This window comes from Arminella tubonensis, from assembly GCF_003240585.1.
GTDB lineage: Bacteria > Pseudomonadota > Alphaproteobacteria > Rhizobiales > Rhizobiaceae > Rhizobium > Rhizobium tubonense.
In genome coordinates this window covers 1-25,907 of the sequence record NZ_PCDP01000051.1, presented here as the reverse complement: position 1 = coordinate 25,907, position 25,907 = coordinate 1, and the positions used below count along the sequence as shown (strand labels likewise).

Annotated in this window: 26 protein-coding genes and 2 pseudogenes; 10 read left to right on the top strand and 18 right to left on the bottom strand. The window is 60.4% G+C overall.

Features of this window, described 5'->3' with window-relative positions:
* Nucleotides 1-37: 37 nt before the first annotated feature.
* Nucleotides 38-1,891 carry a M3 family oligoendopeptidase gene (locus tag CPY51_RS23520; protein ID WP_111162654.1) on the bottom strand — a complete coding sequence of 618 codons (1,854 nt, stop codon included), beginning with the start codon at nucleotides 1,889-1,891 and terminating at the stop codon, nucleotides 38-40.
* Nucleotides 1,892-2,109: 218 nt separating this feature from the next.
* Here CPY51_RS23520 and CPY51_RS23515 point away from each other — a divergent pair.
* The 3 genes and pseudogenes from CPY51_RS23515 to CPY51_RS23510 all read left to right on the top strand — a co-directional run.
* Nucleotides 2,110-3,358: pseudogene (locus CPY51_RS23515) on the top strand (sigma-54-dependent transcriptional regulator); the annotation flags it as partial.
* Nucleotides 3,359-3,495: 137 nt separating this feature from the next.
* Nucleotides 3,496-3,699, top strand: a pseudogene (locus CPY51_RS34145) (helix-turn-helix domain-containing protein); the annotation flags it as partial.
* A 175-nt stretch (nucleotides 3,700-3,874) separates the two neighbouring features.
* Nucleotides 3,875-5,764, top strand: coding sequence for a peptidoglycan L,D-endopeptidase MepK (locus CPY51_RS23510; protein WP_111162695.1), 1,890 nt, complete (start codon nucleotides 3,875-3,877; stop codon nucleotides 5,762-5,764).
* A 91-nt stretch (nucleotides 5,765-5,855) separates the two neighbouring features.
* On the opposite strand, the gene CPY51_RS23505 is transcribed toward CPY51_RS23510, so the two are convergent.
* The 3 genes from CPY51_RS23505 to CPY51_RS23495 form a co-directional block, all read right to left on the bottom strand.
* On the bottom strand, nucleotides 5,856-6,119 hold the full coding sequence (locus CPY51_RS23505) for a DUF2312 domain-containing protein (RefSeq protein WP_111162652.1): 264 nt from the start codon (nucleotides 6,117-6,119) through the stop codon (nucleotides 5,856-5,858).
* Nucleotides 6,120-6,214: 95 nt separating this feature from the next.
* Nucleotides 6,215-6,520: a DUF1244 domain-containing protein gene (locus tag CPY51_RS23500; RefSeq protein WP_111162651.1), complete on the bottom strand. Its 306-nt coding sequence runs from the start codon at nucleotides 6,518-6,520 to the stop codon at nucleotides 6,215-6,217.
* Entirely contained in the window at nucleotides 6,517-7,329 is an 813-nt protein-coding gene (locus CPY51_RS23495) for an N-formylglutamate amidohydrolase (protein WP_111162650.1), read from the bottom strand. Before CPY51_RS23495 ends, CPY51_RS23500 begins: the two co-directional genes overlap by 4 nt.
* A gap of 198 nt (nucleotides 7,330-7,527) precedes the next feature.
* On the opposite strand from CPY51_RS23495, the gene CPY51_RS23490 reads away from it, so the two are divergent.
* Together CPY51_RS23490 and pyk are read left to right on the top strand one after the other, a co-directional pair.
* Entirely contained in the window at nucleotides 7,528-8,013 is a 486-nt protein-coding gene (locus tag CPY51_RS23490; protein WP_111162649.1) for a DUF1036 domain-containing protein, read from the top strand.
* Complete coding sequence (gene pyk, locus CPY51_RS23485) at nucleotides 8,013-9,452, top strand: pyruvate kinase (RefSeq protein WP_111162648.1); 1,440 nt, start codon at nucleotides 8,013-8,015, stop codon at nucleotides 9,450-9,452. The genes CPY51_RS23490 and pyk overlap by 1 nt, the downstream gene beginning before the upstream one ends.
* A gap of 76 nt (nucleotides 9,453-9,528) precedes the next feature.
* On the opposite strand, the gene CPY51_RS23480 is transcribed toward pyk, so the two are convergent.
* The 5 genes from CPY51_RS23480 to CPY51_RS23460 form a co-directional block, all read right to left on the bottom strand.
* A complete protein-coding gene (locus CPY51_RS23480) occupies nucleotides 9,529-11,055 on the bottom strand; it encodes a Dyp-type peroxidase (RefSeq protein ID WP_195909612.1) in 1,527 nt (508 codons plus the stop codon).
* Between the two features lie 264 nt (nucleotides 11,056-11,319).
* Complete coding sequence (locus CPY51_RS23475) at nucleotides 11,320-12,300, bottom strand: threonine ammonia-lyase (protein WP_111162646.1); 981 nt, start codon at nucleotides 12,298-12,300, stop codon at nucleotides 11,320-11,322.
* A 109-nt stretch (nucleotides 12,301-12,409) separates the two neighbouring features.
* Nucleotides 12,410-12,982 carry a DUF4865 family protein gene (locus CPY51_RS23470; RefSeq protein WP_111162645.1) on the bottom strand — a complete coding sequence of 191 codons (573 nt, stop codon included), beginning with the start codon at nucleotides 12,980-12,982 and terminating at the stop codon, nucleotides 12,410-12,412.
* Complete coding sequence (locus tag CPY51_RS23465) at nucleotides 12,979-13,380, bottom strand: cupin domain-containing protein (protein ID WP_244598766.1); 402 nt, start codon at nucleotides 13,378-13,380, stop codon at nucleotides 12,979-12,981. Before CPY51_RS23465 ends, CPY51_RS23470 begins: the two co-directional genes overlap by 4 nt.
* Before the next feature lie 22 nt (nucleotides 13,381-13,402).
* The gene (locus CPY51_RS23460; protein ID WP_111162643.1) at nucleotides 13,403-13,792 is read right to left on the bottom strand and encodes a tautomerase family protein; all 390 of its coding nucleotides are present in this window, start codon (nucleotides 13,790-13,792) and stop codon (nucleotides 13,403-13,405) included.
* Between the two features lie 115 nt (nucleotides 13,793-13,907).
* Between CPY51_RS23460 and CPY51_RS23455 the strand changes: the two genes are divergently transcribed.
* Nucleotides 13,908-14,846 (top strand): LysR substrate-binding domain-containing protein, encoded by a 939-nt coding sequence (locus tag CPY51_RS23455; RefSeq protein ID WP_111162642.1) that lies wholly within the window; start codon nucleotides 13,908-13,910, stop codon nucleotides 14,844-14,846.
* Nucleotides 14,847-14,891: 45 nt separating this feature from the next.
* Here the strand turns inward: CPY51_RS23455 and CPY51_RS23450 are convergent, their stop codons facing one another.
* Nucleotides 14,892-15,800 (bottom strand): helix-turn-helix transcriptional regulator, encoded by a 909-nt coding sequence (locus tag CPY51_RS23450; protein ID WP_111162641.1) that lies wholly within the window; start codon nucleotides 15,798-15,800, stop codon nucleotides 14,892-14,894.
* Between the two features lie 137 nt (nucleotides 15,801-15,937).
* On the opposite strand from CPY51_RS23450, the gene CPY51_RS23445 reads away from it, so the two are divergent.
* Nucleotides 15,938-16,654, top strand: coding sequence for an SDR family oxidoreductase (locus tag CPY51_RS23445; protein ID WP_111162694.1), 717 nt, complete (start codon nucleotides 15,938-15,940; stop codon nucleotides 16,652-16,654).
* 23 nt (nucleotides 16,655-16,677) lie between these two features.
* On the opposite strand, the gene CPY51_RS23440 is transcribed toward CPY51_RS23445, so the two are convergent.
* The 6 genes from CPY51_RS23440 to CPY51_RS23415 form a co-directional block, all read right to left on the bottom strand.
* A complete protein-coding gene (locus tag CPY51_RS23440) occupies nucleotides 16,678-17,685 on the bottom strand; it encodes an alpha/beta fold hydrolase (RefSeq protein WP_111162640.1) in 1,008 nt (335 codons plus the stop codon).
* Nucleotides 17,686-17,777: 92 nt separating this feature from the next.
* Nucleotides 17,778-18,392, bottom strand: a complete 615-nt coding sequence (locus tag CPY51_RS23435) for a tetratricopeptide repeat protein (protein ID WP_111162639.1) — start codon at nucleotides 18,390-18,392, stop codon at nucleotides 17,778-17,780.
* Nucleotides 18,393-18,513: 121 nt separating this feature from the next.
* A complete protein-coding gene (ykgO, locus tag CPY51_RS23430) occupies nucleotides 18,514-18,639 on the bottom strand; it encodes a type B 50S ribosomal protein L36 (protein ID WP_111162638.1) in 126 nt (41 codons plus the stop codon).
* Between the two features lie 169 nt (nucleotides 18,640-18,808).
* Nucleotides 18,809-19,864, bottom strand: coding sequence for a 5-(carboxyamino)imidazole ribonucleotide synthase (locus CPY51_RS23425; RefSeq protein WP_111162637.1), 1,056 nt, complete (start codon nucleotides 19,862-19,864; stop codon nucleotides 18,809-18,811).
* Entirely contained in the window at nucleotides 19,861-20,355 is a 495-nt protein-coding gene (purE, locus tag CPY51_RS23420) for a 5-(carboxyamino)imidazole ribonucleotide mutase (RefSeq protein ID WP_111162636.1), read from the bottom strand. Before purE ends, CPY51_RS23425 begins: the two co-directional genes overlap by 4 nt.
* 38 nt (nucleotides 20,356-20,393) lie before the next feature.
* A complete protein-coding gene (locus CPY51_RS23415; protein ID WP_111162635.1) occupies nucleotides 20,394-20,597 on the bottom strand; it encodes a YdcH family protein in 204 nt (67 codons plus the stop codon).
* A 232-nt stretch (nucleotides 20,598-20,829) separates the two neighbouring features.
* Here CPY51_RS23415 and CPY51_RS23410 point away from each other — a divergent pair, with 232 nt between their 5' ends.
* Nucleotides 20,830-21,003 carry a YdcH family protein gene (locus tag CPY51_RS23410; protein ID WP_111162634.1) on the top strand — a complete coding sequence of 58 codons (174 nt, stop codon included), beginning with the start codon at nucleotides 20,830-20,832 and terminating at the stop codon, nucleotides 21,001-21,003.
* Between the two features lie 183 nt (nucleotides 21,004-21,186).
* Here the strand turns inward: CPY51_RS23410 and CPY51_RS23405 are convergent, their stop codons facing one another.
* Nucleotides 21,187-21,447 carry an ArsR/SmtB family transcription factor gene (locus CPY51_RS23405; protein WP_111162633.1) on the bottom strand — a complete coding sequence of 87 codons (261 nt, stop codon included), beginning with the start codon at nucleotides 21,445-21,447 and terminating at the stop codon, nucleotides 21,187-21,189.
* 246 nt (nucleotides 21,448-21,693) lie between these two features.
* Here CPY51_RS23405 and CPY51_RS23400 point away from each other — a divergent pair, with 246 nt between their 5' ends.
* The gene (locus CPY51_RS23400) at nucleotides 21,694-22,347 is read left to right on the top strand and encodes a thiamine phosphate synthase (RefSeq protein WP_111162632.1); all 654 of its coding nucleotides are present in this window, start codon (nucleotides 21,694-21,696) and stop codon (nucleotides 22,345-22,347) included.
* 9 nt (nucleotides 22,348-22,356) lie between these two features.
* Nucleotides 22,357-23,505, top strand: coding sequence for a tetratricopeptide repeat protein (locus tag CPY51_RS23395; RefSeq protein ID WP_111162631.1), 1,149 nt, complete (start codon nucleotides 22,357-22,359; stop codon nucleotides 23,503-23,505).
* A gap of 111 nt (nucleotides 23,506-23,616) precedes the next feature.
* Here the strand turns inward: CPY51_RS23395 and CPY51_RS23390 are convergent, their stop codons facing one another.
* Nucleotides 23,617-25,347, bottom strand: coding sequence for a methyl-accepting chemotaxis protein (locus CPY51_RS23390; protein WP_111162630.1), 1,731 nt, complete (start codon nucleotides 25,345-25,347; stop codon nucleotides 23,617-23,619).
* Nucleotides 25,348-25,907 lie beyond the last annotated feature (560 nt).

Below are 25,907 nucleotides of genomic sequence, written 5' to 3'. Positions count from 1 at the left end.
TCAGACTTTGATTGTCCTTTGCCTTTCGGCGTTGCACTCAGGAGTTATCAAGCGCCTCGAGCTCGTCTATGAGGCCCTCGATCATCGACAGGCCCTTGCTCCAGAACGACGGATCAGTCGCATCGAGGCCGAAAGGCTTCAACAGCTCGGCGTGGTGCTTGGTGCCGCCGGCCTTCAGCAGCTCGAAATACTTTTCCTGGAAGCCCTTCTCCGCCTTCATGTAGACGGCATAGAGCGAGTTCACCAGGCAATCGCCGAAGGCATAGGCGTAGACGTAAAACGGCGAATGGATGAAGTGGGGGATGTAGGCCCAATAGGTTTCATAGCCTTCGGAAATCTTGATTGCCGGGCCGAGGCTTTCCGACTGCACCGACAGCCAGAGATCGCCGATATCCTCCGAGGTCAGCTCCCCTGTCTTTCGCGCCGTATGGAGCTTGCGCTCGAATTCGTAGAAGGCGATCTGGCGCACGACAGTGTTGATCATGTCCTCGACCTTCTGCGCCAGCATCGCCTTGCGCTCGCGCTTGTCTGTGGTGCGCTCGAGGAGGGCTCGGAAGGTCAGCATCTCGCCGAAGACCGAGGCGGTCTCGGCAAGGGTCAGCGGCGTCTGGCACATCAACGCCCCTTGGGCGCCGGCAAGCACCTGGTGCACGCCATGGCCGAGTTCATGGGCGAGCGTCATCACGTCGCGCGGCTTGCCCATGTAATTGACCAGGACATAGGGGTGGGCGGATGGGACAGTCGGGTGGGCGAAGGCGCCCGGCGCCTTGCCGGGCCGTGCGGGTGCATCGATCCAGCGCTCGTCGAAAAAGCGCTTGGCAATCGCTGCCATTTCAGGGGCGAAGCGGTCGTAGGCCGAAAGGACTGTGTCGCGTGCCTCGTTCCATGGGATCAGTGCGGTCGGCGTTTCCGGCAGCGGCGCGTTGCGGTCCCAGAAGTTCATCTGGTCCATGCCGAGCCATTTCGCCTTCATCCTGTAATAGCGATGAGAAAGTCGGGGATAGGCGTCGCGCACGGCGGCGGCAAGCGCATCGACGACATCGCGTTCGACGCGGTTGGCCAGATGGCGGCTGTCGGCGATATCTTCGAAGCCGCGCCAGCGGTCGGAAATATCCTTGTCCTTGGCAAGCGTGTTGGTGATCAGCGTGAACGTGCGGATGTTGGCCTTGAAGGTTTCGGCCAGCGCCATCGCCGCCTTTTTGCGAGTTTCCGGATCAGCGTCCTGGAACAGGTTGAGCGTGACCTCCAGTGGCTGCTTTTTGCCGTCTATCTCGAAGCGCAGCTCGGCGATCGTCTCGTCGAACAGCCTGTTGAAGGCGGCGCTGCTAGTCATCGACTTTTCGAGGAACAGCTGTTCGAGCTTGTCGTCCAGCTGATAGGGCTTGTCCTGCCGCAGGTCCACAAGCCATGGACGATAGTGCGCGGCGAGCGGGTCCCGCGCCATGCAGGCGTCGATTACCGCGTCGTCGATGCGGTTAAGCTCGAGGGCGAAGAAGAGCAGGTGGGCGGCATATTCCGTCAATCGTGCCTGCACGTCGCCATACAGTTTGCCGTTGGCCGGATTGCTGGTGTCGGAAAAATAGGTGAGGCCGGCGAAGGAGGCGATGCGGCCCATCATATCGTCCAGCGCCTCGTACTCTTTGAGCGCGGCGCCGATGCCTTCCTCGCCGATCCTCGTAGCAGCGCCGGCAAGCCTGCCCTTCCATTTTTCCTCAAAGGCGATCGATGCCTTGCCGGCCTTTTCCATGTCTGCAACGAAGGCCGTTGATGTCGCCGAGGGGTAGAGATCCTGCAGCTTCCAGGTTGGCAGGTCGCCGAGTGCCGCGTCGTTATTTGCCGCCGAAGCTTCGGCGGAAAGGTTAAGGCGGGCGTGGAACGAGTGCGGGCTCATGGGCTTCGAGTTCCTCTGGTTTTCTTCATCTGACACGGTCATGTCAGTGTCTAATCGGCTGGAATGGTGGCTGCAAGGCTGTTTTTTCCGCTAAAAGCGCCGGTCTGGTACGGATTCCACCTTCGTCACAATGATTAAAATGCGATTATTTCTCAAAACAGGATGTTCAGTCCTGTCTGGCAAAGTCTCATCTTAGGTTTCGCATGAGGTGAGGCAAGATGACCATATATAATGACGCCAAAGGGGGCGCGCAGATTCTTGTCGTTGAGGATGATCCCATTCAACGACGTCTGCTTAAGAACGCTGTAGAGCGAGCCGGTTATATCCCGCATCTGGCAGAGAATGGCCGCGTGGGGCTGGAAGTTCTGAAGCGCAACAGTGGCCAGATCAACGTTATCGTTCTCGATCTGATGATGCCGGAAATGAACGGGCTCGAATTCCTTGAGGCGCTACACGTCATGGGGACCGATATTCCCGTGATCGTGCAGACGGGGCAGGGCGGCATCGAAACGGTGGTTCAGGCCATGCGCGCCGGCGCATTCGATTTCGTGGTCAAACCGGTTTCGCCGGAAAGAATCTCCAGCGCGATCTCCAACGCGCTCAAACTCGATCAACGCGAGGCCAAGGCTCGCGCCGGGCGCAAGTCACGCTCTGGCGCCATCGGCTTCGACGACATCGTCTCGTCCAGTCCGGCGATGATCCGCATCATCGACCTGGCCCAGCGCGCCTCACAATCGAACATTCCGGTCGTCCTGGAAGGTGAATCGGGCGTCGGCAAGGAACTGGTGGCACGCGCGATCCAGGCCGGCAGCGACCGCGCCGGCAAGCCGTTCGTCATCGTTAACTGTGGCGCCATCCCGCATAATCTCGTCGAGAGCATTCTGTTCGGACATGAGAAGGGTGCTTTTACCGGCGCCAACGAGCGGCATGTCGGCAAATTCATGGAAGCCGACGGCGGCACGCTGTTTCTGGACGAGATCGGCGACCTGCCGCTCGACGTCCAGGTCAAGCTTTTGCGCGCGGTTCAGCAAGGTGAAATCGAGACCGTCGGCGCGCGCATGCCGCACAAGGTCAATGTCCGGCTGATCTCGGCCACCAACAAGGACCTGATCGAGGAAGTGAAGGCGGGGCGTTTCCGCGAAGATCTCTACTATCGCCTCAACGTCTTTCCGATCACCATGCCGGCGCTTCGTCGGCGGAAGGAAGATATTCCGCATCTTGTCAGGGTCTTCGTCGAACGCTTTTCGGCCGAGCAGAAGATCGGTCATCCGCTTGGCATAAGCGCCGGCGCCATGGCATTGCTCACGGCTTATGATTGGCCAGGCAACATCCGCCAGCTGGAAAATGCCATCTTCCGTGCCGTCGTCCTGTCGCAGGGGCCGGAACTGCTGGAAGCCGATTTTCCGCAGATCGCGGCGCAGCTGCCGGGCTATCTGACGCCCGACCATCTGGCACTGGCAGGGGACGGTCGTCGTCCGGTGCCGGCTGAAGGGGGGCTTTCTGTCGTTCCCTCGCATGAGCGCCCGACCCTGGAACATCCGTCACAAGAGACACCAACGCCTTCCTATGCATCGGCAGAAGGCGTCGAATTCTACGGACCGGACAATATCATCGCGAGCACCGGCCCCTCAGGGGACGTGCGCAAGCTTGCCGACGTGGAGGAGGAGCTCATCCGATTCGCCCTGAAATTCTATCGGGGACAGATGAGCCAGGTCGCGCGCAAGTTGGGAATTGGAAGATCGACGCTCTACCGAAAGTTGAAAGACTACGGTATTGATCCAGACGATCCTCAGAAGCACGCCGCCTGATGATTTTTTAAGGATTGAGCAAGCATATTTTGTTACTCCTCGTAAAGTACTTGTTAGTGCATCGTTCACTATGTAATAAGTGGTTGAACATGTGTGGCATTTTTGCCATGGTGTCACCGCAATTGACAGCCATTGGGAACATGATGCGACATTTGCTGTCGGACGGGGAATCGAGTTGTCGGATTTGAATGAAACTACCAAGCCTCTTGGCTTGATATGGAGTTCTGTGTGCTCCGCGATATGCCGGAAGGTGGCCAAGGCAGTAACTGTCGGCCTGCTTGCGGCCGCCGTTTCCACTCCGGTCTTTGTCGGCACGCCTCTCAAGGCGGCCGGCGACACCCGCAGCTTGAAGATCTATTACGTTCACACCGGCGAAAAAGCCGTCATCACCTATAAGCGAAACGGCCAGTTCGACCCTCGTGGCCTCGAGCAGCTGAACCGCATTTTGCGCGACTGGCGCAAGAATCAGCCGACCAAAATGGATCCGCGCCTGTTCGACCTCATCTGGGAGGTCTATCGGGAGAGCGGCTCGCACGAATTCATCAACGTGGTCTGCGGCTTCCGTTCGCCCGATACCAACGAGATGCTGCGCACCCGCACTGCTCATACCGGCGTTGCGAAGAAGAGCCAGCATATGCTCGGCAGGGCGATGGATTTCTACATTCCCGACGTCAAGCTGGCGAAGCTCCGCGAAATCGGCATGAAGCTGCAGGTCGGCGGCGTCGGTTTCTATCCGACGTCAGGCTCGCCGTTCGTTCACATGGATGTCGGCGGCGTTCGCGCTTGGCCGCGCATGGATCGCCAGGATCTGGTTCGCCTGTTCCCGAACGGCAAGACCATGCATATTCCTGCCGACGGCAAGCCTTTGCCTGGTTATCAGGAGGCTGTTGCCGACTATAAGCGCCGCATGGCTTCGGAAGACATTCAGGTTGCCAGCGTTTCGCCTGCCAAGCATCGCGGCTTCTTCGCGACGCTGTTTGGCGGCGGCGGTGCCGACGAGGATGAGGACAATTCGGATAGCGAAGCACCGGCAACGTCGGCTCCGGCGACTGCAAAGCAGGCTCCGCCTGCCCAGCAAGCGCCTGAACCAGCCGAGCAGCCGACCCTTGTTGCAAGCGTGAATGCGCCGATCCCGCTGGTTCGTCCGGCCTTCGGCAATCCGCCTGCCGGAAGCGAAGTGGCGAATGCACTGATGTCGACCGGCTCCAATCCCGGCCAGGAGGCGCTCGCAGCAGCGCTACCTGCCAACGGTGCAAATCCGCCTCAGCAGTTTGCCGATCTCAGCTCCTATAGCGTTCCGGTCCCATCGCTTCTTGGCCAGCGCCGCGTTGCGGGCGATGCCGAAATCCAAACGGCAGCTGCCGATCCGATGGCATCTGGCCAGGATGATCGTCTGGCCGATGCTTCCGTACCGGTCCCGGTCGAACGGCCGGAAGTTGCGGAAAATCTGCTGGCGTCGGCCGACGCCGACCCGGATGCGCAAGATGACGCGGCTGATCAGGCAACTCTTTCGCCGTCGATCGTCGCAGCACTCGAGCAGCGACGCGCCGACCAGAATGTCCAATCGAGCGTGCCGACCATTTCCAACGATGCTGCGCAGGCCATAAACGCTGTCATGCCGCAAAAGGTTCCGCAGCCGGCCAAGCCGCCGGTGCAGATGGCGGCTCTCCTGCCGACACCGAGCACGGCCGGCGTACGCTTCAACGATGCTTTCGATCGGCCTGAAATCAACGAGAGCAATGTTGCAGCCGGAATCCCGACAAAGGGTGGCCGCCCGAGCAAGCAGGATGCTGCTGCTGCTGACGCCGGACGTGCAACGCTTCGAACCGAGCCCAAGCTGACGGAGAAGATGGTTGCCCAGTGGGCGCTGACCAAGGCTCGCCTCGAGACGAGCGGCGGGCGTTCCGTCAAGGCGCCGCGCTTTATCAGCCAGACGCTGCGGGCCCAGCCGACCGCCGTCTATACCGAAGGCTTCAAGCAGCAGACCGCATCGATCGATCCGGCACGCTTCAACGGTTCGGCCGTGAATTTCCAGGCCGTCAAGAAATTCAACTCGGTCCAGTAATCGAATTGAGCTGATATAAATGAAAACCGCCGGAGCGATCCGGCGGTTTTTTCGTTTCAGCTTGGCTGCCGGTCGGCAGATAAAGCCCCGCTTATTCTTCCGGCGGTGCTTCGATCATTCCGAGCGCGTGAAGGTAGGTGTCGAGGATCGCGTCCTCTTCCATCCGCTCCTGCTCGTCCTTCTTGCGGAGTGCGATGACCTTCTTGAGGATCTTGGTGTCGAAGCCGGTGCCCTTGGCTTCGCCGTAAACATCCTTGATGTCGTCGGCGATGGTTTTCTTTTCTTCTTCCAGCCGCTCGATGCGCTCGACAAAAGCGCGAAGCTGGTCGCGGGCGACGCCATGTGCATCAGACATCATTGTCTCCTGATTGCGTAGATTTCAAAAATTCGATGGGCCGTTGACGTGCCGCGAACTGGGCCGGAGGTCAAGCCTCTTCGTTCGCCGCCGTTCTATTCTTGTGGCTTGTTCAGCTCAAATGCGGCTTTTTGCACAGGGCTGGCCTCGCCCTGGTGCAGGTTCTTCCAGATCTCATAGGGCATGCCGTAGACGATCTCACGGGATTCGTCCTTCGAGACCTCGAGCCCAGCCTCCTCAGCGGCCTCGCGATACCAGTTGGACAAGCAATTCCGGCAGAAGCCGGCGAGATTCATCAGGTCGATATTCTGGACGTCGCTGCGCTCGCGCAGATGCATGATAAGCCTACGGAAGGCGGCCGCCTCGAGTTCGATCTGCTGTTCTCTACTGGGAGTGGTCATCGGGTTTCTCCTCCGGCTTGCTCGTAAGGGCCGGTACGCGAGGCATGCACCTTGTATTCGTGCAAAGCAGGGTCCGCGTTCATCACCTCGAAGATAGGCGCCAGCCGCCTGGCCCAGACAGCGATGCCGGCTTCGTCGCCGATCAGGTCCTGGCGCACTTCGAGCAGCGCATGCGGTATGCCGGATACCATGCAGTGGCGATAGAGGGTGTCACCCTTCAAGGCGCCGTCATAGGGCTCATTGTCACCGATCAACAAATCGTTATCCGCGCGAAGCTTTTCAAGCAGCGGAGCGACGGCGCGATGATCCGTGTCCCAAAGCACGCTCGCATGCCAAGGCCGCGGCACGCCCTTCCAGGACGGGGTGAAGGAATGCAGCGACAACACCAGCGGGGCCTTGCCCGTTGCCTTGGCCACGTCGGCAATCGTGTCTGCGACCGCGTCGTGGTAGGGCCGGTGATACGTCTCGATACGGTGGTTCCATTCCGCGTCGCTGATCGGGTGATTGCCCGGAATGATCGCGCCGTCGGATATCTTCATGATCAGTGTCGGATCGTCCTCGCCCCGGTTCGGATCAATCAACAGGCGAGAAAAACCGCCGAGAACGGCAGGGACGCCAAGCTGTTCGGCCAGCATCCGGCAAAGACCCTCGACACCGATGTCGTAGGCGATGTGGCGGGCGAAGGCGGTCTCCGGCAGCCCCAGGCGACCGTATTTTTCCGGCAGCCGGGCCATCGCATGATCACCGAGAATGACCATGCCTTTGTCACGATCTCCGGGTATCGTTTCGAAAGAATTGAAATCGCTCATATGGGATTGCCGTTTTGCCGCATTTCAGCCGCTGCTTGATCGCATGTGTCGTCGGAGGGCGCAAGCTCAGGCTCGCCAGGCGCCGTTGGCGCAGCAACATTTCGCTGGCCGGTAAACCAATATAATCGATTAGCATTGCGTTGACATTCTGGGGATGGCAGCGCAAGAAGACGAGACAACGATCAACCATGGAGCCCATTGGAAGCCGTGTCCAGCCCAGTCGCGCCTAGTTTCGTTTCGCGGTCCCGGCCGCTTGCCCGGCTCGCCCTTTTCGCCCTTGCCGCTGCCTCGCCATTCTTCCTGCCGAATGTCGCTCTTGCCGATTTTCGCGTGTGTAATGGGACGCAGAATCTTGTGGGCGTGGCGATCGGTTATCGCGCCAAGGAGGGCTGGGTTACCGAGGGATGGTGGCAGGTTCCGGCGACCACGTGCGCAACGTTGATCGAGGGGCCGCTGCAGTCCCGATATTACTATTTATACGCTGAAGACGCTGCCCGGGGGGGGCGCTGGACGGGCGATGTCGAAATGTGCGTGGCCGAGAATGAATTCAAGATCACGGGCGTGAAGGATTGCTACGCCCGGGGTCACCAGAAAATGGGATTCAAGGAATACGACACGGGGCGTCAGGCTAGCTGGATGGTTCAGCTTTCCGATACTCCGGGAGCCCAAGAAAGCCAGAACTAATGAAACGCAATAGAAAAGTAAAAATCCTCGCCACGCTGGGACCCGCCTCTTCCGAAGAGGCGATGATCCAGAAGCTGCACGAAGCCGGCGCCGATCTTTTCCGCATCAACATGAGCCATGCCAGCCATGACATGATGCGCACGCTGATCCAGCGTATTCGCTCGGTCGAAGCCCGCTGTGGCCGGCCGATCGGCATCCTCGCCGACTTGCAGGGTCCGAAGCTTCGCGTTGGCAAGTTTGCCGCCACCAAGGTGGAATTGAAGCCCGGCCAGACATTCACGCTCGACAACAACGATGCGCCCGGCGACAGCACCCGCGTCTTCCTTCCACATCCGGAAATTCTGGAATCGGTCAAGGCGGGCGACCGCCTGCTGATCGACGATGGCAAGCTCGCCCTTCGTGCTGACAAGTGCGATGGCAAGAGCATCGTGACTACCGTGATAGCGGGTACAAGCATTTCCGATCGCAAGGGCGTCAGCCTGCCTGACACATTGCTGGTCGCCGGCGTCCTGACGGACAAGGACCGGGCCGATCTCGATGCCGTACTGGCAACTGACGATGTCGACTGGGTGGCGCTGTCTTTCGTTCAGCGTCCTGAAGATCTCATCGAAGTCCGCAAGATCGTCCGTGGTCGCGTCGGCCTCATGGCGAAGATCGAAAAGCCGCAGGCCATCGAACATATCGAGGAAATCATCGAGCTTTCCGATGCGCTGATGGTTGCCCGTGGCGACCTCGGTGTCGAAATGCCGCTCGAAGCCGTTCCAGGCATCCAGAAGCAGCTCATCCGCGCCTGCCGTCGTTCGGGCAAGCCGGTCGTCGTCGCCACCCAGATGCTGGAATCGATGATTTCTGCGCCGGTTCCGACCCGCGCTGAAGTCTCCGACGTTGCCACCGCTGTCTTTGAGGGCGCCGATGCCGTCATGCTGTCGGCTGAATCGGCTTCCGGTGACTATCCGGTCGAAGCAGTGTCGATGATGGCGTCGATCGCCCGTACTATCGAGCGGGAGCCGCATTATCCCGGCGTCATCTACGCCCAGCGCCCGCAGCCGGAAGCCACCAGCGCCGATGCGATCTCGCTAGCTGCACGACAGATCGCCGAGACGCTGAAGCTTGCGGCCATCGTCTGTTACACGTCGTCGGGAACGACCGGGCTGCGCGCTTCTCGCGAGCGTCCACAGGTGCCGATCCTGGCGCTGTCGCCGAGCGTTCAGACGGCGCGCCGCCTGTCTGTGGTCTGGGGCATGCACTGCGTTGTCACCCATGATGCGACCGACCTCGACGACATGGTCAACCGCGCCTGCCGCATCGTTGCCGATGAAGATTTCGGCAAGCCCGGCGATCGCGTCATCATCTCGGCCGGTGTGCCGCTCGGAACACCCGGCGCCACCAACATGCTGCGGATCGCCTATATCGGCTCGGATGGGCAGAGCGGCATTTAAGCCGGTCACTCGCTAGCGCCACCAAATGCAAAGCCCGCCGGCTCAAACGAGACGGCGGGCTTTCTGTTATTGCACGTCAGGAAACCAGTGGTCCCGAAAGCAGAGCATTGAGCGACGGCATGAAGAAATAGCCCGCCGCCGTGGAGATGATGAATTGCTGTGGGATGTCCATGGTCTTGTGCTTGCTGCCTATGGGATAGTTGGGGATCGGCTCGTCCATGTGGCGAGGGCCACCGGCCTGCCCGATGATCGGGTCATGTCCCGGGTGAACGGCGACGCCACCCGGTCCGGGCCGGACCTTTCCAAAGACGAAGTCGGGATTGTTGGCCCAGGATTGCTGCACGAACTCGAACTGTTCGACGATCGACGTCTGGTAGCAGACGAACATCAATCCGCGCGACTGCTCGGCGCCGAGGGTGTCGTCATCGGAGACTTCCGGCCCGAATGGAATGCCGGCGCGGCGCAGGCGTCTGGTCTGGACGGAAGCTTCGCCACCTTCGCCGGCAAGAGCGGGTATACCAGGTGCATCATTCAGGTCGTCACGGGGATAGGTCTTGCGGATGTGGGCAGCGTAAGGACAGCGCCGCTGGAACGGATCCTGTTCGAACTCGAAGTCGTTGTTTGCCATCTTGTCGCCGCCGAGCGCCGGGTCGTCCTGCAGTGGTGCCAGGGATAGCGGAGCGCCGCTCGGCCAGCGGCCGACCATGCGGGCAGCGAGCATTCCGGAATCCATTTGCAGCGTCGCGGCTTCCGTCTCGACGAAATCGCGGAACGTCAGCACCTTTTGCTCCAGCCGGCGGAAGACCATGTAGGAGCCGTTCAGCATCCAAGGGAAGGGCGGCGCGACGATATCGCCGATGGTCTCCTTGGTAATGCCGCCACCGGCGACCGGTGGGACCTGGCCCGGATAGCCGAAGACGAACTCGCCGGGATGGATAAGGTCCTGGCCCGGTAGACCCTGCTCCTTGTCGAGCGGGTTCTCTCGCTTCGTCAGGCCGCGAACGCCGGGCTGCGACACCCCGTCGAGGAAGCCGAAATGTTCGTGGCCGCGTTGCGGGCGGGTCTGGCCGTGTTCGTCGTAGAGAATGGTGACAGTGTCGTCGAGCTCGGCGATGATGGCGTCCGCATGGGCGCGGGTTCCGGCAAGGCCCGGCCCGGTAACAAGGAAAACACCATCGATGCTGCCGTTGGTGAACGGCACCTTCCATACGCTGGTGTCATCCTTCAGTGTCGCGGCGCTCGCCTTGGCGCCACCCTTGAACGAGGGATCCAGAGTGGGTGCGGCATCACCGAAATTGGGATTGCCCATCAGCTTGCCGAGGCCGGGATAGGTGAATCCGACATTGCATCCGAACAGCGGCAACCTCGAATGATTGCTGGCGGCTTTGGCATCGCCAATCTGTCGCTCGCGGTCGATCACGGTCTTGGTCGAGGTGATCAACGGGCGCAGTGCCGTCAGCTTCTTCTTGAATGTCGGGATATCGTCGATTTTGAAGAAGACGAAGACTTGTGCGTCTTTCTGCAGGCCGATCAGAATATCGCCCTGTATGTCACCAAGATCAATGTTGCTGTTGTCGCCAGTATCCAGATGTTGCAATGCCATATTTCCCTCCTCCGCCTGAGGCTTCATGCCTCAGATCGCTCCAAAATCTCCGATGTGTTTGTTTGCCCCACGGCGCGGTGTTTATTACTATATTGTAGGCAATACTAATATACGTGCCACCCGCTTTCGGAAGTCGCACTTATCAAATCGTTTTCAGATTTTGGAGATATTCGGGAAGATCACGGGATATCAGGTCTAAGCTGTCCAGCTTCGGAACAGCGTTGCGCCGATTTCCATCGGCACAACCAATTTTGTGTCTTTGACTTAGCGATCGCGATAGCCGTCAAGCGCTGCCATGAAGACGTTGGCATCGACATTGCCCCCTGAGGCGACAGCGATAACCGTGTCCCCGACAATCTCGTTGCCGTGGAAAAGCGCTGCTGCCAGGGCGACAGCCCCGCCGGGTTCGATGACGATCTTAAGGCGCGTGAAGGCGAGCGCCATGGCATCCAAGGCCTGCCGGTCGGTTACGACGACGCCGGGACCGCAAAGACGTTGCATGATCGGAAAGGTGATGTTGCCAGGCTGAGGGGTGATGATGGCATCGCAGATCGAGCCGAGCAGGGTGGCGTTTCTCTCGATCTTTCCGGAGGCAAGGGAACGCGTCGTGTCGTCGAAGCCCGCCGGCTCGCAAGGCCGCACCCTGAAAGAAGGGGAGCGCGCTTCGAGCGCCAGCGCGATGCCGGCGGTCAGGCCGCCACCGCCGCAGGGTACGAGCACCTCGGCCGCGCCGATATCTTCATCGGCCGCCTGCTCGGCGATCTCCAGCCCGGTCGTTCCCTGGCCGGCGATCACAAGCGGTTCGTCGAATGGCTTGATCAGCGTCAGGCCGCGCTCGCTCGAGAGCGCCGCGCCGATCGCGTCGCGGTCCTCGTTCTGGCGATCGTAGAGCACAACCTCGGCACCGAAGGCGCGTGTGTTGTCGATCTTCAACTTCGGGGCGTCCATCGGCATGACGATCACCGCGGGGATGCCATGCATTCTTGCCGCAAGTGCAACACCCTGAGCATGGTTGCCGGAGGAAAATGCGATGACGCCCTTTTCGCGGACAGCGGGATCGAGCCCCGAGACGGCCGACCAGCCGCCGCGAAACTTGAAAGACCCCGAATGCTGCAGGCACTCGGCCTTGACGAAAAGGCGACGGCCGGCAATCTCGTCAAGGAATGGCGAGGAGAGAAGCGGCGTCCGCTTTGCGCGTCCGCCGATGCGGGTGCGGGCGGCTTCGATCATTGCAATATCGACCATGGGGCACTCTTTTGCTGCAGAGGATTGGAATGTTCCCATCCATAGAAGCCCCGGATTGCTGATGGAAGAAAGACCTTGTCCCGGTGACACCAATTTTCCCCGCGCTCGTTCAGACGCTTTGGGGCAGTGACAGGTGCCCTATCCGATAGGCGAGAGGTCCTGCCGCCAACGCGGTGCCTGGGAGTTCATCCCAAAGCCTGAAGCGCACGCGGGTCCAGCTGGTCGGCTCGAATGCCGCCACAGATGCCAGCGCGCCACCGGCCTGCACATCCTGCGCAACCGCCTCACTTTCGCGCTTTCGCATTTCGTCCAGCGGGTCGTATGGCGCAATGTCGAATAGCTCACGTGTCGCGAACCGTGCGGCGTTGATATGAGTGGAGATGGCGGTCTGCCAGGCGATCCAGGTCCTGATCCGAGGGCGGCCGAAGGAGCCGGCGACGGCGGCGAAACCCGGTCCGCAGACGAAGTCGTTCAAGCCCGCTTCCTTTTCCCAGACATAGAAAGGGGCGTAGAGATTTTCCCGGCTTGCCGTTGTCGTGTCGCCTATCCTCGCGGTCAGGTATGCCTTGAACTTGAGGCCCGGAAAATTATCGAGCAACGGGCCCTTGTCGTCGATACGACGATCGATGATCGACATGTCGTAGTCCGCCGGTAGAGTGAAGCTGTATTGCATCGCGATCATGATATTTCCTCCTGTCGGTTCCGGTTGACCGGTTCGAGCCACGTCACCGCACTGCCGTCTCGGGCGCCCTGAATGCTGATATAGGCGAAGGTGGAGGTCGGCGCAGAGCCGTGCCAATGCCGCTCGTCGGCCGCAAATGTGATGCAGTCTCCCGCCCGCAATTCCTCGATCTCGCCGCCGTCGCGCTGTGCCAGTCCAACACCGGACAGAGCATAAAGGATCTGCCCGCGTGGGTGGGTGTGCCAGCGCGTCACCGTGCCGGGTTCGAGCGTTGCGCGCATGGCGCCGAGCTCGCTGTCGCCTGCTCCCTCGGCGAGCATTTCGACCCAGAATAACTTGCTGGCGATGCCGTCAGGGGATTGTCGGGTGGCTTCGCCGGCGCGGTGGATCCGTTTCATTTTCCAGTCTCCGCTCATCGATTTACGCCGGCTCGGTCATCTGGGCGCGGCCGTTGCTGAACGACCAGTCCTCGCGCTGCGTCGTGGTCACGACCACCATGACATCCTCAGGTCGGACGCCGGGTGCGTCGGCAAGAAGCGCTACGATGCGGCGGTAGAATTCCTTCTTGACCTCGGCGCTGCGCGGCTTGCCGATGGTGACGTCGAAGAAGACGAAATCATCGGAACGCGGGCCGCCGAAATAATTGCGATCGAAGACGAGTTCGCCCGGCTCAAGCTGATGAATCACCTGAAAGCGATCGGCCTCGGGCACGTCGAAGACCTCGACCATCGCCCGATGGAAATTGTCTGACAGTGCCTTCAGATATTCGGGCGACTTGCCACGGAGAAGTGAAATGCGGGTAACGGGCACGACTGCCTCCTATGTTGGCGCGTCAAAAACTTGACGATCGGACTATCCCACGTCATCATCATCCTGAAAATAAGATAATAGTGGACGAACCGTCCCAAAAATACGGACTGTTTTCATGGGCCGCGTTGTCTTCGATCTTGATGTGCTTCGGAGTTTTGTCGTTGGAATGGAGCTTGGGAGCTTCGCCAAAGCTGCGGATCGTGTCGGCCGCTCTACCTCTGCCGTCAGCTCGCAGATCAAGAAGCTGGAGGACCAAGCGGGAACGCCGATCTTCCGGAAGGCAGGTCGCGGGCTGGCCTTGACCGAGGCCGGCGAGACCATGCTCGGGTATGCCCGCCGGCTGCTCGAGCTCAATGATGAGGCGGCAGCGGCGGTCCAGGGCGTCGAACTGGAGGGCTGGGTCCGCCTTGGCCTTCAGGAAGATTTCGGGGAACGGCTGTTGCCGGAGGTGCTGGGGCGCTTTGCCCGGGCGCATCCGAAAGTGCGGATCGAAGCGCGCGTGGTGCGCAACGCGGAACTCGTCGAGCGCGTGACGTCGGGCCGGCTGGATCTGGCGCTCGCCTGGAGCGACGGCGTCAGAACAGCGCATTGCGAACGTATCGGTGAGGTGCCGATGTGCTGGGTGGCGCCTACATCGGAGCGAGTGGACTGGAATGCGAGTAGCAGCGAGCCGATGCCGCTCGTAACGCTGGAGATGCCGTGCCTGTTGCGGACTGCCGCAACCAGGGCGCTCGATCATGCGGGGATCGCCTGGCGAGTAGCCTTCGTCAGTCCGAGCCTTGGCGGATTGTGGGCAGCAACGGCTGCCGGCCTCGGGATCACCATTCGCACGCCGCTCGGCCTGCCGGACAGGGTCAGGCCCATGTCATCGGGGGAAGCCGGCCTGCCGCCGCTGCCGAAGCTTGATCTGGTCCTGCACCGGGCAGAGGCTGAGCAGAGCCCCGCGACGGAAAGGCTGGCGACCATCATGCTGCAGGCGGTACGCCAGTCGCTCGGAGAATACAGCCGTGCTCCGTTCGAGGCCGTGAGCGGCATGTCTGCTCAAAGCCTCTGAAATTGGGCGCGTCCGATGGGTTTGGGCTTCGTACCGGCGACGTCGTCACGGCTCCAAATTTTGCGATGGTGTCCAGGGTTGGCCCCATGGCGGGGCTTCCCTGGGGCTTGCCTGGCCGAGCAGTTCCGCAAGCTTGCCGATGGTTCCATCCGTTTCGACAGGGGTATAGACCACCAACTTCATGTCCGGCTGGTCCGTCACAGAAAGGCTGGTGTGCTCGAACGACATCAACCCCTGTTCAGGGTGTCGAATGCGTTTGTGGCCGGTCAGCGGGCGAAGGACTTCATGGCGTTGCCACCATTCGCGAAATTCGGGACTTGCCTTCTTCAGCGTCGAGACGAGACGTTCGAAATCCGGATCGCCTGCGTAGCGAGCGTTGTCGGAGCGAAACATCGCCAGCGACATCCGGGCGACCGTTTCCCAATCGACCAGTAGTTTCCGGTGTTCCTCGTTGGCGAAGACGAGATGCATGATGTTGCGCTCGTCGCCTTGCAGTTTGCCGTAGTCGCCGAAGAGCATCGCCGCGGCGCGGTTCCACGCCAGTACATCCCAGCGCTTGCCGACGACATAGGCCGGCTGCTGCGTGAGGCTCGCCAGCATCCTCTGCAGCGGTTCGCATACTCGGCCTGGGTCGGTTGCTGCGGTCTCGGGCGGCGGGCGATCGTTGAGGATGAAGAGGTGGCGTCGCTCCGCCGTGTCCAGCCGCAAGGTATCGGCCAATGCCGTCAACACCTCAGCGGAAGGCCTCACGTCGCGACCTTGTTCGAGCCACGTATACCAGGTGGTCCCAACGCCTGCGAGCATGGCAACCTCCTCGCGTCGAAGTCCCGGGGTTCGCCGACGGTAGCCTTCCGGCAGGCCGACGCTTGCGGGTGCCAGTCTTTCGCGCCGCGACCGCAGGAAATCTCCCGATTCTCGACGACGGGCTTCGATGGTGGCCAAGTTCTCGCTCATACGGGTATCCTATCAGGATTGATGCTAGGATAAAAGCAGAACTGTTTGCGGTTTTCCCCCTGTGCAAATTGGGGACGTGCGGCCAGGAAAACTGGGTTCCGCACGTGGTTTTCACATTCATTCAAAGGACAGCAATCATGTCATTGCAACACGTGGTCATCGTCGGCGGATCATCGGGCGTAGGTCTTGCCACCGCAGGCCGACTCATCGGGCTTGGTTTCAAGGTCACTATTACCGGCCGGGATCCGGCGAGGCTGAGATCCGCAAATGACTCGCTGGCAGGCGCGGCTCAAGCAATCGTCATGGACGGCGCCGATTCGAAAAGCCTCCGCAGCGGCTTTGCGGAGATCGGCAGCTTCGATCATCTCGTCCTCGCACTCAGCGGCGCAAGGGGTGGCGGGCCGTTCGCAAGCGTCGAAGTGGCGGAGGTTCGTGGCGGCTTCGAGCAGAAGGTCTTTCCGCATTTCGCGACGGCGCAGACGGCGCTGCCATTCCTGCCTGGGGACGGAAGCATCACCTTCGTTTCGGCGGTCTCGGCGCAAGCCGCCTTTCCAGGCACGGCCGGTCTGGCGGCGGCAAATGCGGCAATCGAGGCGCTTGTGCCGGTGCTTGCGGTCGAGCTAAAGCCGATGCGGGTGAACTGCGTCTCGCCTGGTGTAATCGATACGCCGTGGTGGGACTTCCTGCCGGAGGATCAGAAGAAGGGCGTGTTTGCCGAGTATGCAGCAAAGACGCCGGTCGGTCGGGTGGGTCAGGCTGACGATGTCGCCAAGGCAATCACATTCCTGATCTCGAACGGCTTCATGACGGGGCATACGATCGTCTGCGATGGAGGTTTGCGGCTCGCGGCTTAGTCGACGATCCGCGACGCCTGCCTTCAGGTCGCCGGCAGGATGCCGGCGATACGCTCCTCGGCGTCTCGGGCAATATGCTGGAGGTCGCGCGGACTGCCCGCCAGTCGCTCAAGGGCGGCGATCGCGACGTCGGTTGCGATGTATTCCGGTTTGTGACCGAGATTGTGGATGGTGACGAGCTCGGCTCCGGCAATATCGCGGGCGAGGCCGCGGGAGTGCAATTCCTCGAGCACGATGTCGTCGCTGTCACCGGTGATGATGACGGTCGGCGCCGTGATTTCGCGGTATCGCGGTGCTTCCGTCTTCACATAATCCAGCAGGTTGGCGACGTCGGCGGCATTGTTGCGGAAGGTGTGGGGCCGCAGCACCAGGGCAGGGGCTGTCTTTTCGACATATCCGGCCGGCCGTGCGTTTGGACGGAAGACGCCGATCGTTCCTTGCTCCAGGCGGCGGAGCCCGGCCGGGATGACGAAGGCATGGGAGAACAACCAGCCAATGACCGGCATTGCCGCAAGCGTGTAGTACCAGTCGATGCCGCCGGGCCAGGGATGGGTCGCCGGGGCAAGAAAGAGCAGGCCGACGGTCCTTTGCGGATGGCGAAGAGCAAAGGCGGCGGCGATCGCGCCGCCGAAGGAATGGCCTACAATGATGGCATTCGCTATGCCGCGCCTGTCCATCAGTCGCGCGATCGCGTCAGCCTGGCCGGAGGGAAACGCATTTTCCGGTCCACCGCGTTCGGAATAGCCGTGGCCGGGGCGGTCGACGAACAGCATTTCGGCCCGGCGCCGCAAGGGCCCCTCGAAGGCCTCCAGCTGGTCTCGCAAATTTCCGCTGGCGCCATGGATGAAGACCAGCGGCGGAAGATCGGCACCCCGCGGGCGCAGCAGATGCACCGCATTCATGCGGAATCCGCCGACGTCAGTCAGCTCTCCGACGTTCGGAAAGGCCTGCTCGATGGCGCGCGCCTTATAGGTGGAGTAGCCGATGGCGACGGCGATGAGCAAAAGGATAATGAATAGGACAGCGATCATGTGCGGTAAACGCATGTGCGAGGCGGATGACGTGTCGAGAGAGGCGTTTATTTTCTATCTATGCGCAGGCCAGCGCGGTTTGGTTCGTGCCCTCAGGTCGGGCTGCCGGCCAGTTTTTCGGATAGCGTGTTGACCTGGTCCTGTGCTGCTTTGTCGGCGGGATAGATCTCGAGGAAACGTTCCCAGGCCTTCAACGCCAGCTCGCCCTTGCCGGTTTCGCCGAGGATTGCAGCCATGCCGGCGAGTGCGCCGAAGTGCCGGGGTTCTATCCTCAGCACCTGGTTGATGTCGGCCATCGATCTTGCGTAGTCGCCCATCGTATAGTTCAGCGTCGCCCGCTGGTTCCAGCCTTCGACATAGTCCGGCTTCAGCGCGATCACCTGGTCGAAGAAATCGAGAGCGGCGGCGTTGCGCTTTTCGGCGACGGCCTTTGTCGCCCATTGCATCAGGAGATTGATGGTGGCGCTGCCCGAATCGGCCCACTCCACGCGGATTTGGTCGGCAATCATCTTCGCCTGATCCGGATCACGCTGGCGTTTCAGAGCGAGGAAGAGATCATCGAGCCTCTGCTTGGGGGAGGCGTCGGGGTCCTTCTGCTCGACAGTTGCCGGATCGGCGGCCATGGCCTGATGCGGGGCTGCGGAAATCAGCAGCAGGATTATCGGCAGGGCCGAGCGTGACAAAGCAAAAAAGCGCATGGCGGGCATGATAGCCCGCCAGCACTGAAGATCCAAGCAAATTTGACGTGATACCCAAGCGGCCGCAGGCCGGGCACCCCGTGCACCAGCCCGAAAGCCAAGGCGTACGGGGGAAGTCATCAGCGGCTGATCAGCCCTGACGAGCCTTGTAGCGCGGGTTCAGCTTGTTGATGATGTAGACGCGGCCCTTGCGGCGAACCAGACGGTTGTCACGGTGGCGAGCCTTGAGCGACTTCAGCGAATTCTTGATCTTCATTTTTTTGATCCGCGGTGTTTAGGGGGAATGTCTCATTCGCCCGTATCTTTTAACAATCAAAAGCGCGCTCACGGCGCGCTCTTTTAGGGTGGGGAGCAAATACCGTGTCGCTCTGGCCATGTCAACCGGCTAACAGGGCTTTTTCCCGGGCATAACCCTTGCTCCCGCCCTAGAGAAGCTGCGTCACATGGCCCATCTTGCGACCGGGTCTCGCCTCGGTCTTTCCATAGAGATGCACGAGCACATTGTCACGTTTCAGCCAGTCCGGCACCGATAATATGTCATCGCCGATCAGATTCTGCATGACGCAATCCGAGTGGCGTGCAGGATTTCCGAGCGGCAGGCCGGAAACGGCGCGGATATGCTGCTCGAATTGCGAGACAACGCAGGCCGCCTCGGTCCAGTGGCCGGAATTGTGGACGCGTGGCGCCATTTCGTTGGCGATCAGGCTGCCGTCGGCCAATACGAAGAATTCGATGCCGATGACGCCGACGTAGTCGAGCGCGGCGAGCAGTTTTTCGGCGGCGCTGCGTGCTGCCTGGGCGGCGTCCGAGGACAGCTTGGCCGGCAACGTGGATGTGTGGAGAATTCCGGCACGGTGAACGTTCTCGGCGGGATCGTAGCAGGCAACCATACCATCCGCACTCCTGGCGGCTATGATCGAAATCTCGCGGACGAAGGGGATGAAGCTTTCGAGAATGAGCGGAACGCTGCCGAGGTCTGCATAGCTGTCGGCAGAGTTGTCGTCCACCGAGCGAAAGACGCGCTGGCCTTTGCCGTCGTAACCGAGCCGCCGCGTCTTCAGGACGCCCTGGCCGCCGAAATCAGTCAAGGCTGCCTCTAGGTCGGCCTGGCTGTCGATCGCGTGATAGCGGGCGGTCTGGATTCCGCAGTCGCTGAGGAAACGTTTTTCGGTCAGGCGATCCTGCGCCATTTCCAGCGCGCGCGGTGGCGGATAGACGGGCACCTCCGTTGCGAGCCGCTCGGCTGCCTCGACAGGCACATTCTCAAATTCGTAGGTTACAACGTCCGATGCAGCAGCCAGCTTTGCCAGCCCGGCTGGATCATCGTAGGCGGCTACGATCTGGCGATCCGCGACCTGGGCCGCCGGGCAATCGGCCTGCGGTTCGAGGATGACAGTGCGGAAGCCCAGTCGTGCCGCTGCCATGGCGAGCATGCGGCCGAGCTGGCCGCCACCGATGATGCCGATCGTCTTGGCGGTCATAGGTTATCCATCGGATATTCGGCGACCGCAGCGCTCTGGCCGGCGCGCCAGTTGTCAAGCCGCTCGGCGATGTCTTCGTCATAAAGCGCGAGAACGGCGGCCGCGAGAAGGGCTGCGTTGATGGCGCCGGCCTTGCCGATCGCCAGTGTCCCGACCGGAATACCAGCCGGCATCTGCACTATAGAGAGAAGACTGTCCTGGCCCGAAAGAGCCTTCGATTGAACGGGAACGCCAAACACCGGAAGCGGGGTCATCGCGGCGGCCATGCCGGGGAGGTGGGCGGCGCCACCCGCGCCGGCGATGATCACCTTGAAGCCTTCGTCGCGGGCGCTCTTGGCGAAGGCCACGAGCCTGTCCGGCGTGCGGTGTGCCGAGATTATGCGCGCGTCATAGCTGATCTCCAAGGCTTCCAGCGTATCGGCGGCGTTCTTCATCGTCTCCCAGTCGGACTGGCTGCCCATGATGATGGCTACAGGCGGTCTCTCTGTCATGGCGGCGTGCGTCCTCTCAATCAATAAAGCCGGGCCTCTCAAGCAATGATGTCAGGAATGATCTGATCTTCCAGTTTGCTGAGCCTGTCCTTGATGACGAGCTTCTTCTTCTTCATGCGCTGAACGCGCAACTGGTCGCAGCCGGTCTGGATCATGGCATTTATGGCGACGTCGAAGTCTTCATGCTCCTGGCGCAGCCGCGCCACGATGAGCCTGACTTCCGCCTGTTCCTGATCCGGCATGTCACAATCCCCAATAACGCCCACGGATTCGTGTCCGCCCAGCCGATGAATTCCGCAAGCTCCTATCACCAAATAGTGGTAACGGGAAGTTATCCTTGATCACGAATTTGCCTCGGACAAGTCATGTTTTCGCCTTCGACAACGGCGGGATATTATGACACACTGATGACGTTAGTGCCTAGAACTCCAGCGATGGATGGCTGGGGAAGGCAAGAGGAAGGAAGGGTCAAAAATGACTGTTCAAGCTCATCTTGAATCACTCCAGAAAAAGCATATCGCCTTAGAGGAGAAATTGCATTTTGCGATGGCGTCGCCTTCTATTGATGACCGTGAGATTGCGGACATCAAACGCATGAAGCTCCGGATCAAAGACCAGATCCAGAAACTGACGATATCAGTGCACTGATTTGAGATGTTGAGATGGTCACCGCGCACAGGTTCGCGGCAAAGCTATTAAAAAGGGCAAGAGAGCCCAATTTTCCGGGAATGCGGTGATCCAACAGAAATTGAGACTGAGCGCCAACTTCAAGTGTGAGGTGTGGGGGTTGGCGCAAACTCAACCAAACTGACTTCCAGCCATTCCGCCTATTCAGGCCCAGAACTGATCCAGCCACAGATTGAGTTTGTCGAAGCCGCTGTTGTTGACGGTGTAGATGCGTTTCGTGCCTTCCGAGGTCACCGAAACAAGGTTGCTGTCGAGGAGCGCCTTCAAATGTTGCGACACTGCCGGGCGGCTGATCGGCAGGCCTTGCGCCAGCTCGTTTACCGTCTTCGGCGCGCGCCGGAGTTCCTCCAGCAGATGCCGGCGGTTACGGTCGGAAATCGCGGCGAAGGGATCCGTGTTCGACATGGGCGAAAGTTACGTCAAAGACATATTTGCGGCAAGTGATTTGTGCAGCGCAGCGATGCCAGTAAGAATTGATCCATTGCGCGTGAATTCGCGCCAATCCGATCGCGGTGAGGCCGGTTGCGAGCAGATGTGCCTTCGTTTTCGTGGCGTCCGCTCTTGTCAGCCGGTGCCAACGGAATTACTCACAGGTCAGCATAGCGCGCGCCGCCACTTGTGGCTGGACATCGCAGAAACCGGAAGCTTGTCATGACCATCGCTGAAAACCGCTGCCGCCTCGTCCTGATCGTGCCAGATATTGCGGATGCCAGCAGTCAAGCGGCGATGGTCGCCGATGCCCTCAAGGGCGGCGATGTCGCCTCGGTGATCATTCCGCAATACGGGCTCGACGACGCCAGCTTTCAGAAACACGCGGAGAAGATCGTGCCGCTGGTGCAGGAAGCCGGGGCTGCAGCGCTGATTTCCGGGGACAGTCGCGTGGCCGGCCGGGTCAAGGCGGATGGATTGCACATCGCCGGAAAACTACCGGAATTTGCCGAGGCCGTGGAGAACCATGTTCCGAAGATGATCGTCGGCGGCGGCAGCGCCACCGACAGGCACGGTGCGCTCGAAGTCGGCGAGCTGCGGCCCGACTATATTTTCTTCGGCAAGCTTGAGGGCGACATCAAACCGGAAGCGCATCCGAAGAATATCGCCCTTGGCGAATGGTGGGCCTCGATGATCGAAATTCCCTGCGTCGTCATGGGCGGCACCGATCCGAGCTCGGTGGTGGACGTCGCGCTCGCGGGCGTCGAATTCGTGGCATTGCGCGAAGCGATTTTCGCCGATCCAACGGCGGTTACCGCCAGGGTCACCGAGGTCAATGCACTTCTTGACGAAAAAGCGCCACGGTTTGAAGATTGATAGCATTCCATGTCGCTTTTGCTCCGCTACCGTACTCGCTCTGTCCTTGTCGCGCTCGTTGCCGGGCTAGCAGCCTTGCCGTCGATGGCAAAGGCGCAATCGGCCGACGGGACAACGACCTCTCCCGATGTCGGCGCCTTCCGCACCGAGCATATCGAGCCCTCGGGAGAGCCGAAGCCCGAGGTCTTTCACAAGGGAGAGACAACCGCGCCCGCAAAACCTCCTGCTGCCGCGGATGACGTCAAACCGTCGTCGGGCGTCAGCCTGTTTGATCGGATGGGCGCGGATCTGCCTCCACTGCCCCCGGAAAAGCCCTATACGGGGCCGATCGACGAAGCCTATGGCGCGTTTCAGCGCGGCTTTTATCTAACGGCATTCCAGAAGGCGCTGCCGCGTGCGCAGCTTGGCGATCCGGCCGCACAGACGATGATCGCGGAATTGCTGGCGCAGGGTCTGGGCGTCAGACGCGATACGAAGAACGCCGCCTTCTGGTACAGCAAGGCTGCCGAGGGGGGCGATGCCACCTCGATGTTCAAATATGCCCTGATCCTGATCGAGGGCCGCGATGTGCCGCGTGACCGCAAGGCGGCAGATGTCTGGATGAAGAAGGCTGCCGATGCGGGCCAGCCGTCGGCGCAATTCAATTGGGGCCAGAGCCTGACGGCGGATAATCCCGGTGCGAAGGGGTTGGAACTGGCTTTGCCGTACTACGAGAAATCGGCGGAGCAGGGCATCGCGGATGCCCAATATGCGTTGTCGCAGCTCTATATAGGTCTTCCGGATGTGGCGCCGGAGAAAAAGGCGCAGGCCCGCATGTGGCTCGCAAGGGCCGCAAACGCCGGCTTCGACACCGCGCAGCTAGACATGGGCCTCTGGTTGATCAGCGGCACCGGCGGGCCTGTCGATCTGCAAGGCGGCTTCAACTGGATGAAGGTCGCTGCCTATCGCGGCAACGTCGTTGCGCAGAACAAGCTTGCCCATCTCTACATCAATGCAATCGGGACGACGCAGCAACCGATCGAGGCCGCGACCTGGTATGTCATCTCGCGGCGGGCGGGCCTCAAGGATCCCGAGCTCGAGGATTTCTACCTCGGCATCGAGGACGATCAGCAGAAGACCGCTATCGACGCCGCCAATAAATATCACCCGGCTAAATGACAGGCATTGCTTAGAGGATTTCCGCTTTTCTTCGAATCGCGAAAACGCTCTAACTTTTTGTTTTTACGCATTCCGGATGCAAAACCGCTGCGCACTTTTGCTGGAACTGCTCTAAGCCCGGCGAAGGACAGGAGCGGCGCGGGTCTTCTTTGCGGGCTTCAAGGCTGCCGGAGAGGCGGCGATCGGAGCGGGGAGGATGTTGCGATGTACCTCGCGCTCCCGCGATGCGGTGTAGAGACTAAATATCCGGGCCTCGAGCGGCCCGAAGATGTCGCCGAGATCGGAGACATCGGCCGGGTAGGGACCTGCCATATCGTTTAGCGCGTCGGCGCACTCTGTCAGAGTTTCCCCAAGACCATGCTGGAAATCGAGTTGGCCGAGGGATAGCGACATCTTTGTTGCCGCCTCGCGACCGTGCTCGGAAAGAACCTTCAGTTCGCCGTCCATGACGTCTGCGTCCGTTCGGATGTTGTCCGCTGCGGCGTTCAGGCGTTCGTCCAGCCGATGCGCATTTTCATCCTTCGACGAAGCGGCATTGCCGGCGGTCTCCTCGAGGGCCTTCAGCCCGATGACGATGGCGTCTGCCGAATCATCGAGCTTCGCGGCAAAGATGCGCAGTTCCGCGGTGACGACATTGATGGACCGACCTGCCTCACCCATTTTGCTACAGCGAAGATTGGTGTTCAGCGCCATGTAGTGGATATCGGTCTTCACCACTCGAATGGTCTCGACGCTCTTCAACAGGCTGGATGCGGTGTTGAGCGTTGACCGATTGATCCCATCTGCCCGGACGTGCCCCATTTCGACCTGCTTGACGATGTCAAGGGCGATCGACATGCTTTCCCTGAGCGTTTGGGTGAGCTTGCTGACCGCACCCGTGTGCGGCATCTCGTCTTGAAGCCTCAGAATCTCCTGCGTGTCCTCGCTGAAGCTTGCGATCGTTTTCACGATGTCGTGGGCGCTTCGCCCGAAATCCTCGGCTGCTGCTCGCATCTGCGCGGCGGTGAGATGATGGACGACATTTTCCAGCCGCTGGCGCGCATCCGCGCTGAGCTTGCGCCCGTCGTCGCCGTCAAGCAATTTCTGGAGGAGTGCGAATGAGGCTTCGACGTGTTCGATACGCTGCCGGGTGAGATCGCCGATATGCAGCGCCGACAACGTCGTCGTCACCTTATCCTGGATGCTCTTGGCGATAGCGCCGACCTGGCTTGCGATCGTAGCAAGGTCCTTGCGATGGGCGTTGATGGTCTTCGCATCTCTTTCGAGCGCATCGATCACGCGTGGCGCCGTCGCGTCATAGGCCTTCGATGTCGCCGTGCCCGAAGCCATGGCAAGTCTGAGGTCCTTCTCGAGTGCATTGAGCTGATTGCCGAAGCTGTTGACTTCATCGGTGCCGGAATGGATGCGCTCGAGGATTTCCTGGGCGAAGCCAGCGAATTCGGGGACACCGGCTCCGGTGATCTTCACCGTGATGGCGAAGGTGCGGAGATAGCGCATGGTCTCCTGCATGTCGGACACATGCGTGCGCAATTTCTCGCCGGTGTCGGAAAGGACGGCAAAATGCTGCTGGCGCGTCATTTCCATGTCAGGCAACTTCTGCAGCGTATTGACCGTCTGCAGGAGGTCCTCCGCAGCGTTGCTACCGCTCTCGCTCTCCCGCGCCTTCGTTGCGTGCTCCAGCGATGCCAAAAGCTTGTTCAGGGCTTCCTGAATGGAAAACAGCGCCGCACCGCCTTCGAGAAAGCGCTTTTCGACCTGGCTGCGAGCAGCTTCCAGCGTGAAGCTGACATCCGTCGCGGGCATTTGCACCGCGCGGAGTGCCGAAGCTGTTCTATTTCTCATTGCTATCCCTTTACTTGGCGAAAGGCCCGTTATCTCGAGTGCTAAACCGAGAATGGAAAGTTCCGGTAAATTCTGAGGACTCGTGGATGGCGTATTGGCGTTGATCGTCCAGCAGAGTTAATGCCGTCTCAACAGACATGGCCTGTTTCGGCATGTCTGAATAAATCAATGAAAATTAAGGATAATCCCCGGTAAAAGGTAACTTCCATCTGGCAAGGCCGAGGTGTCCGTGGGGACGGGTGTGCAGGTTTGCCCGCGGCAGCCGGCGGAGTATTCGCTCCATCAAGTTGCTGACGGCCTGATTGGCTAATAATAATGTATTCTCCTATGTTTGCTTGCCGTTGATGAAACTTTATAGTTGAGAATTACAATTCTGCTTGCAGCAGCGGCGTTGGCAGTCTGTCGGAGCGGTTCCTGCCGCCTGTAACGGCCCGCTAGTGGTTTGATCGAGACAAAGGAGTCCGATTTAGGATTCCAATTTTCGCATGAATATGCGACGGTCCTGCATGCGCACAGGTGTCACATTTGAGGTTTCCGCTGCCGACCGGGTTCGGCTGAAC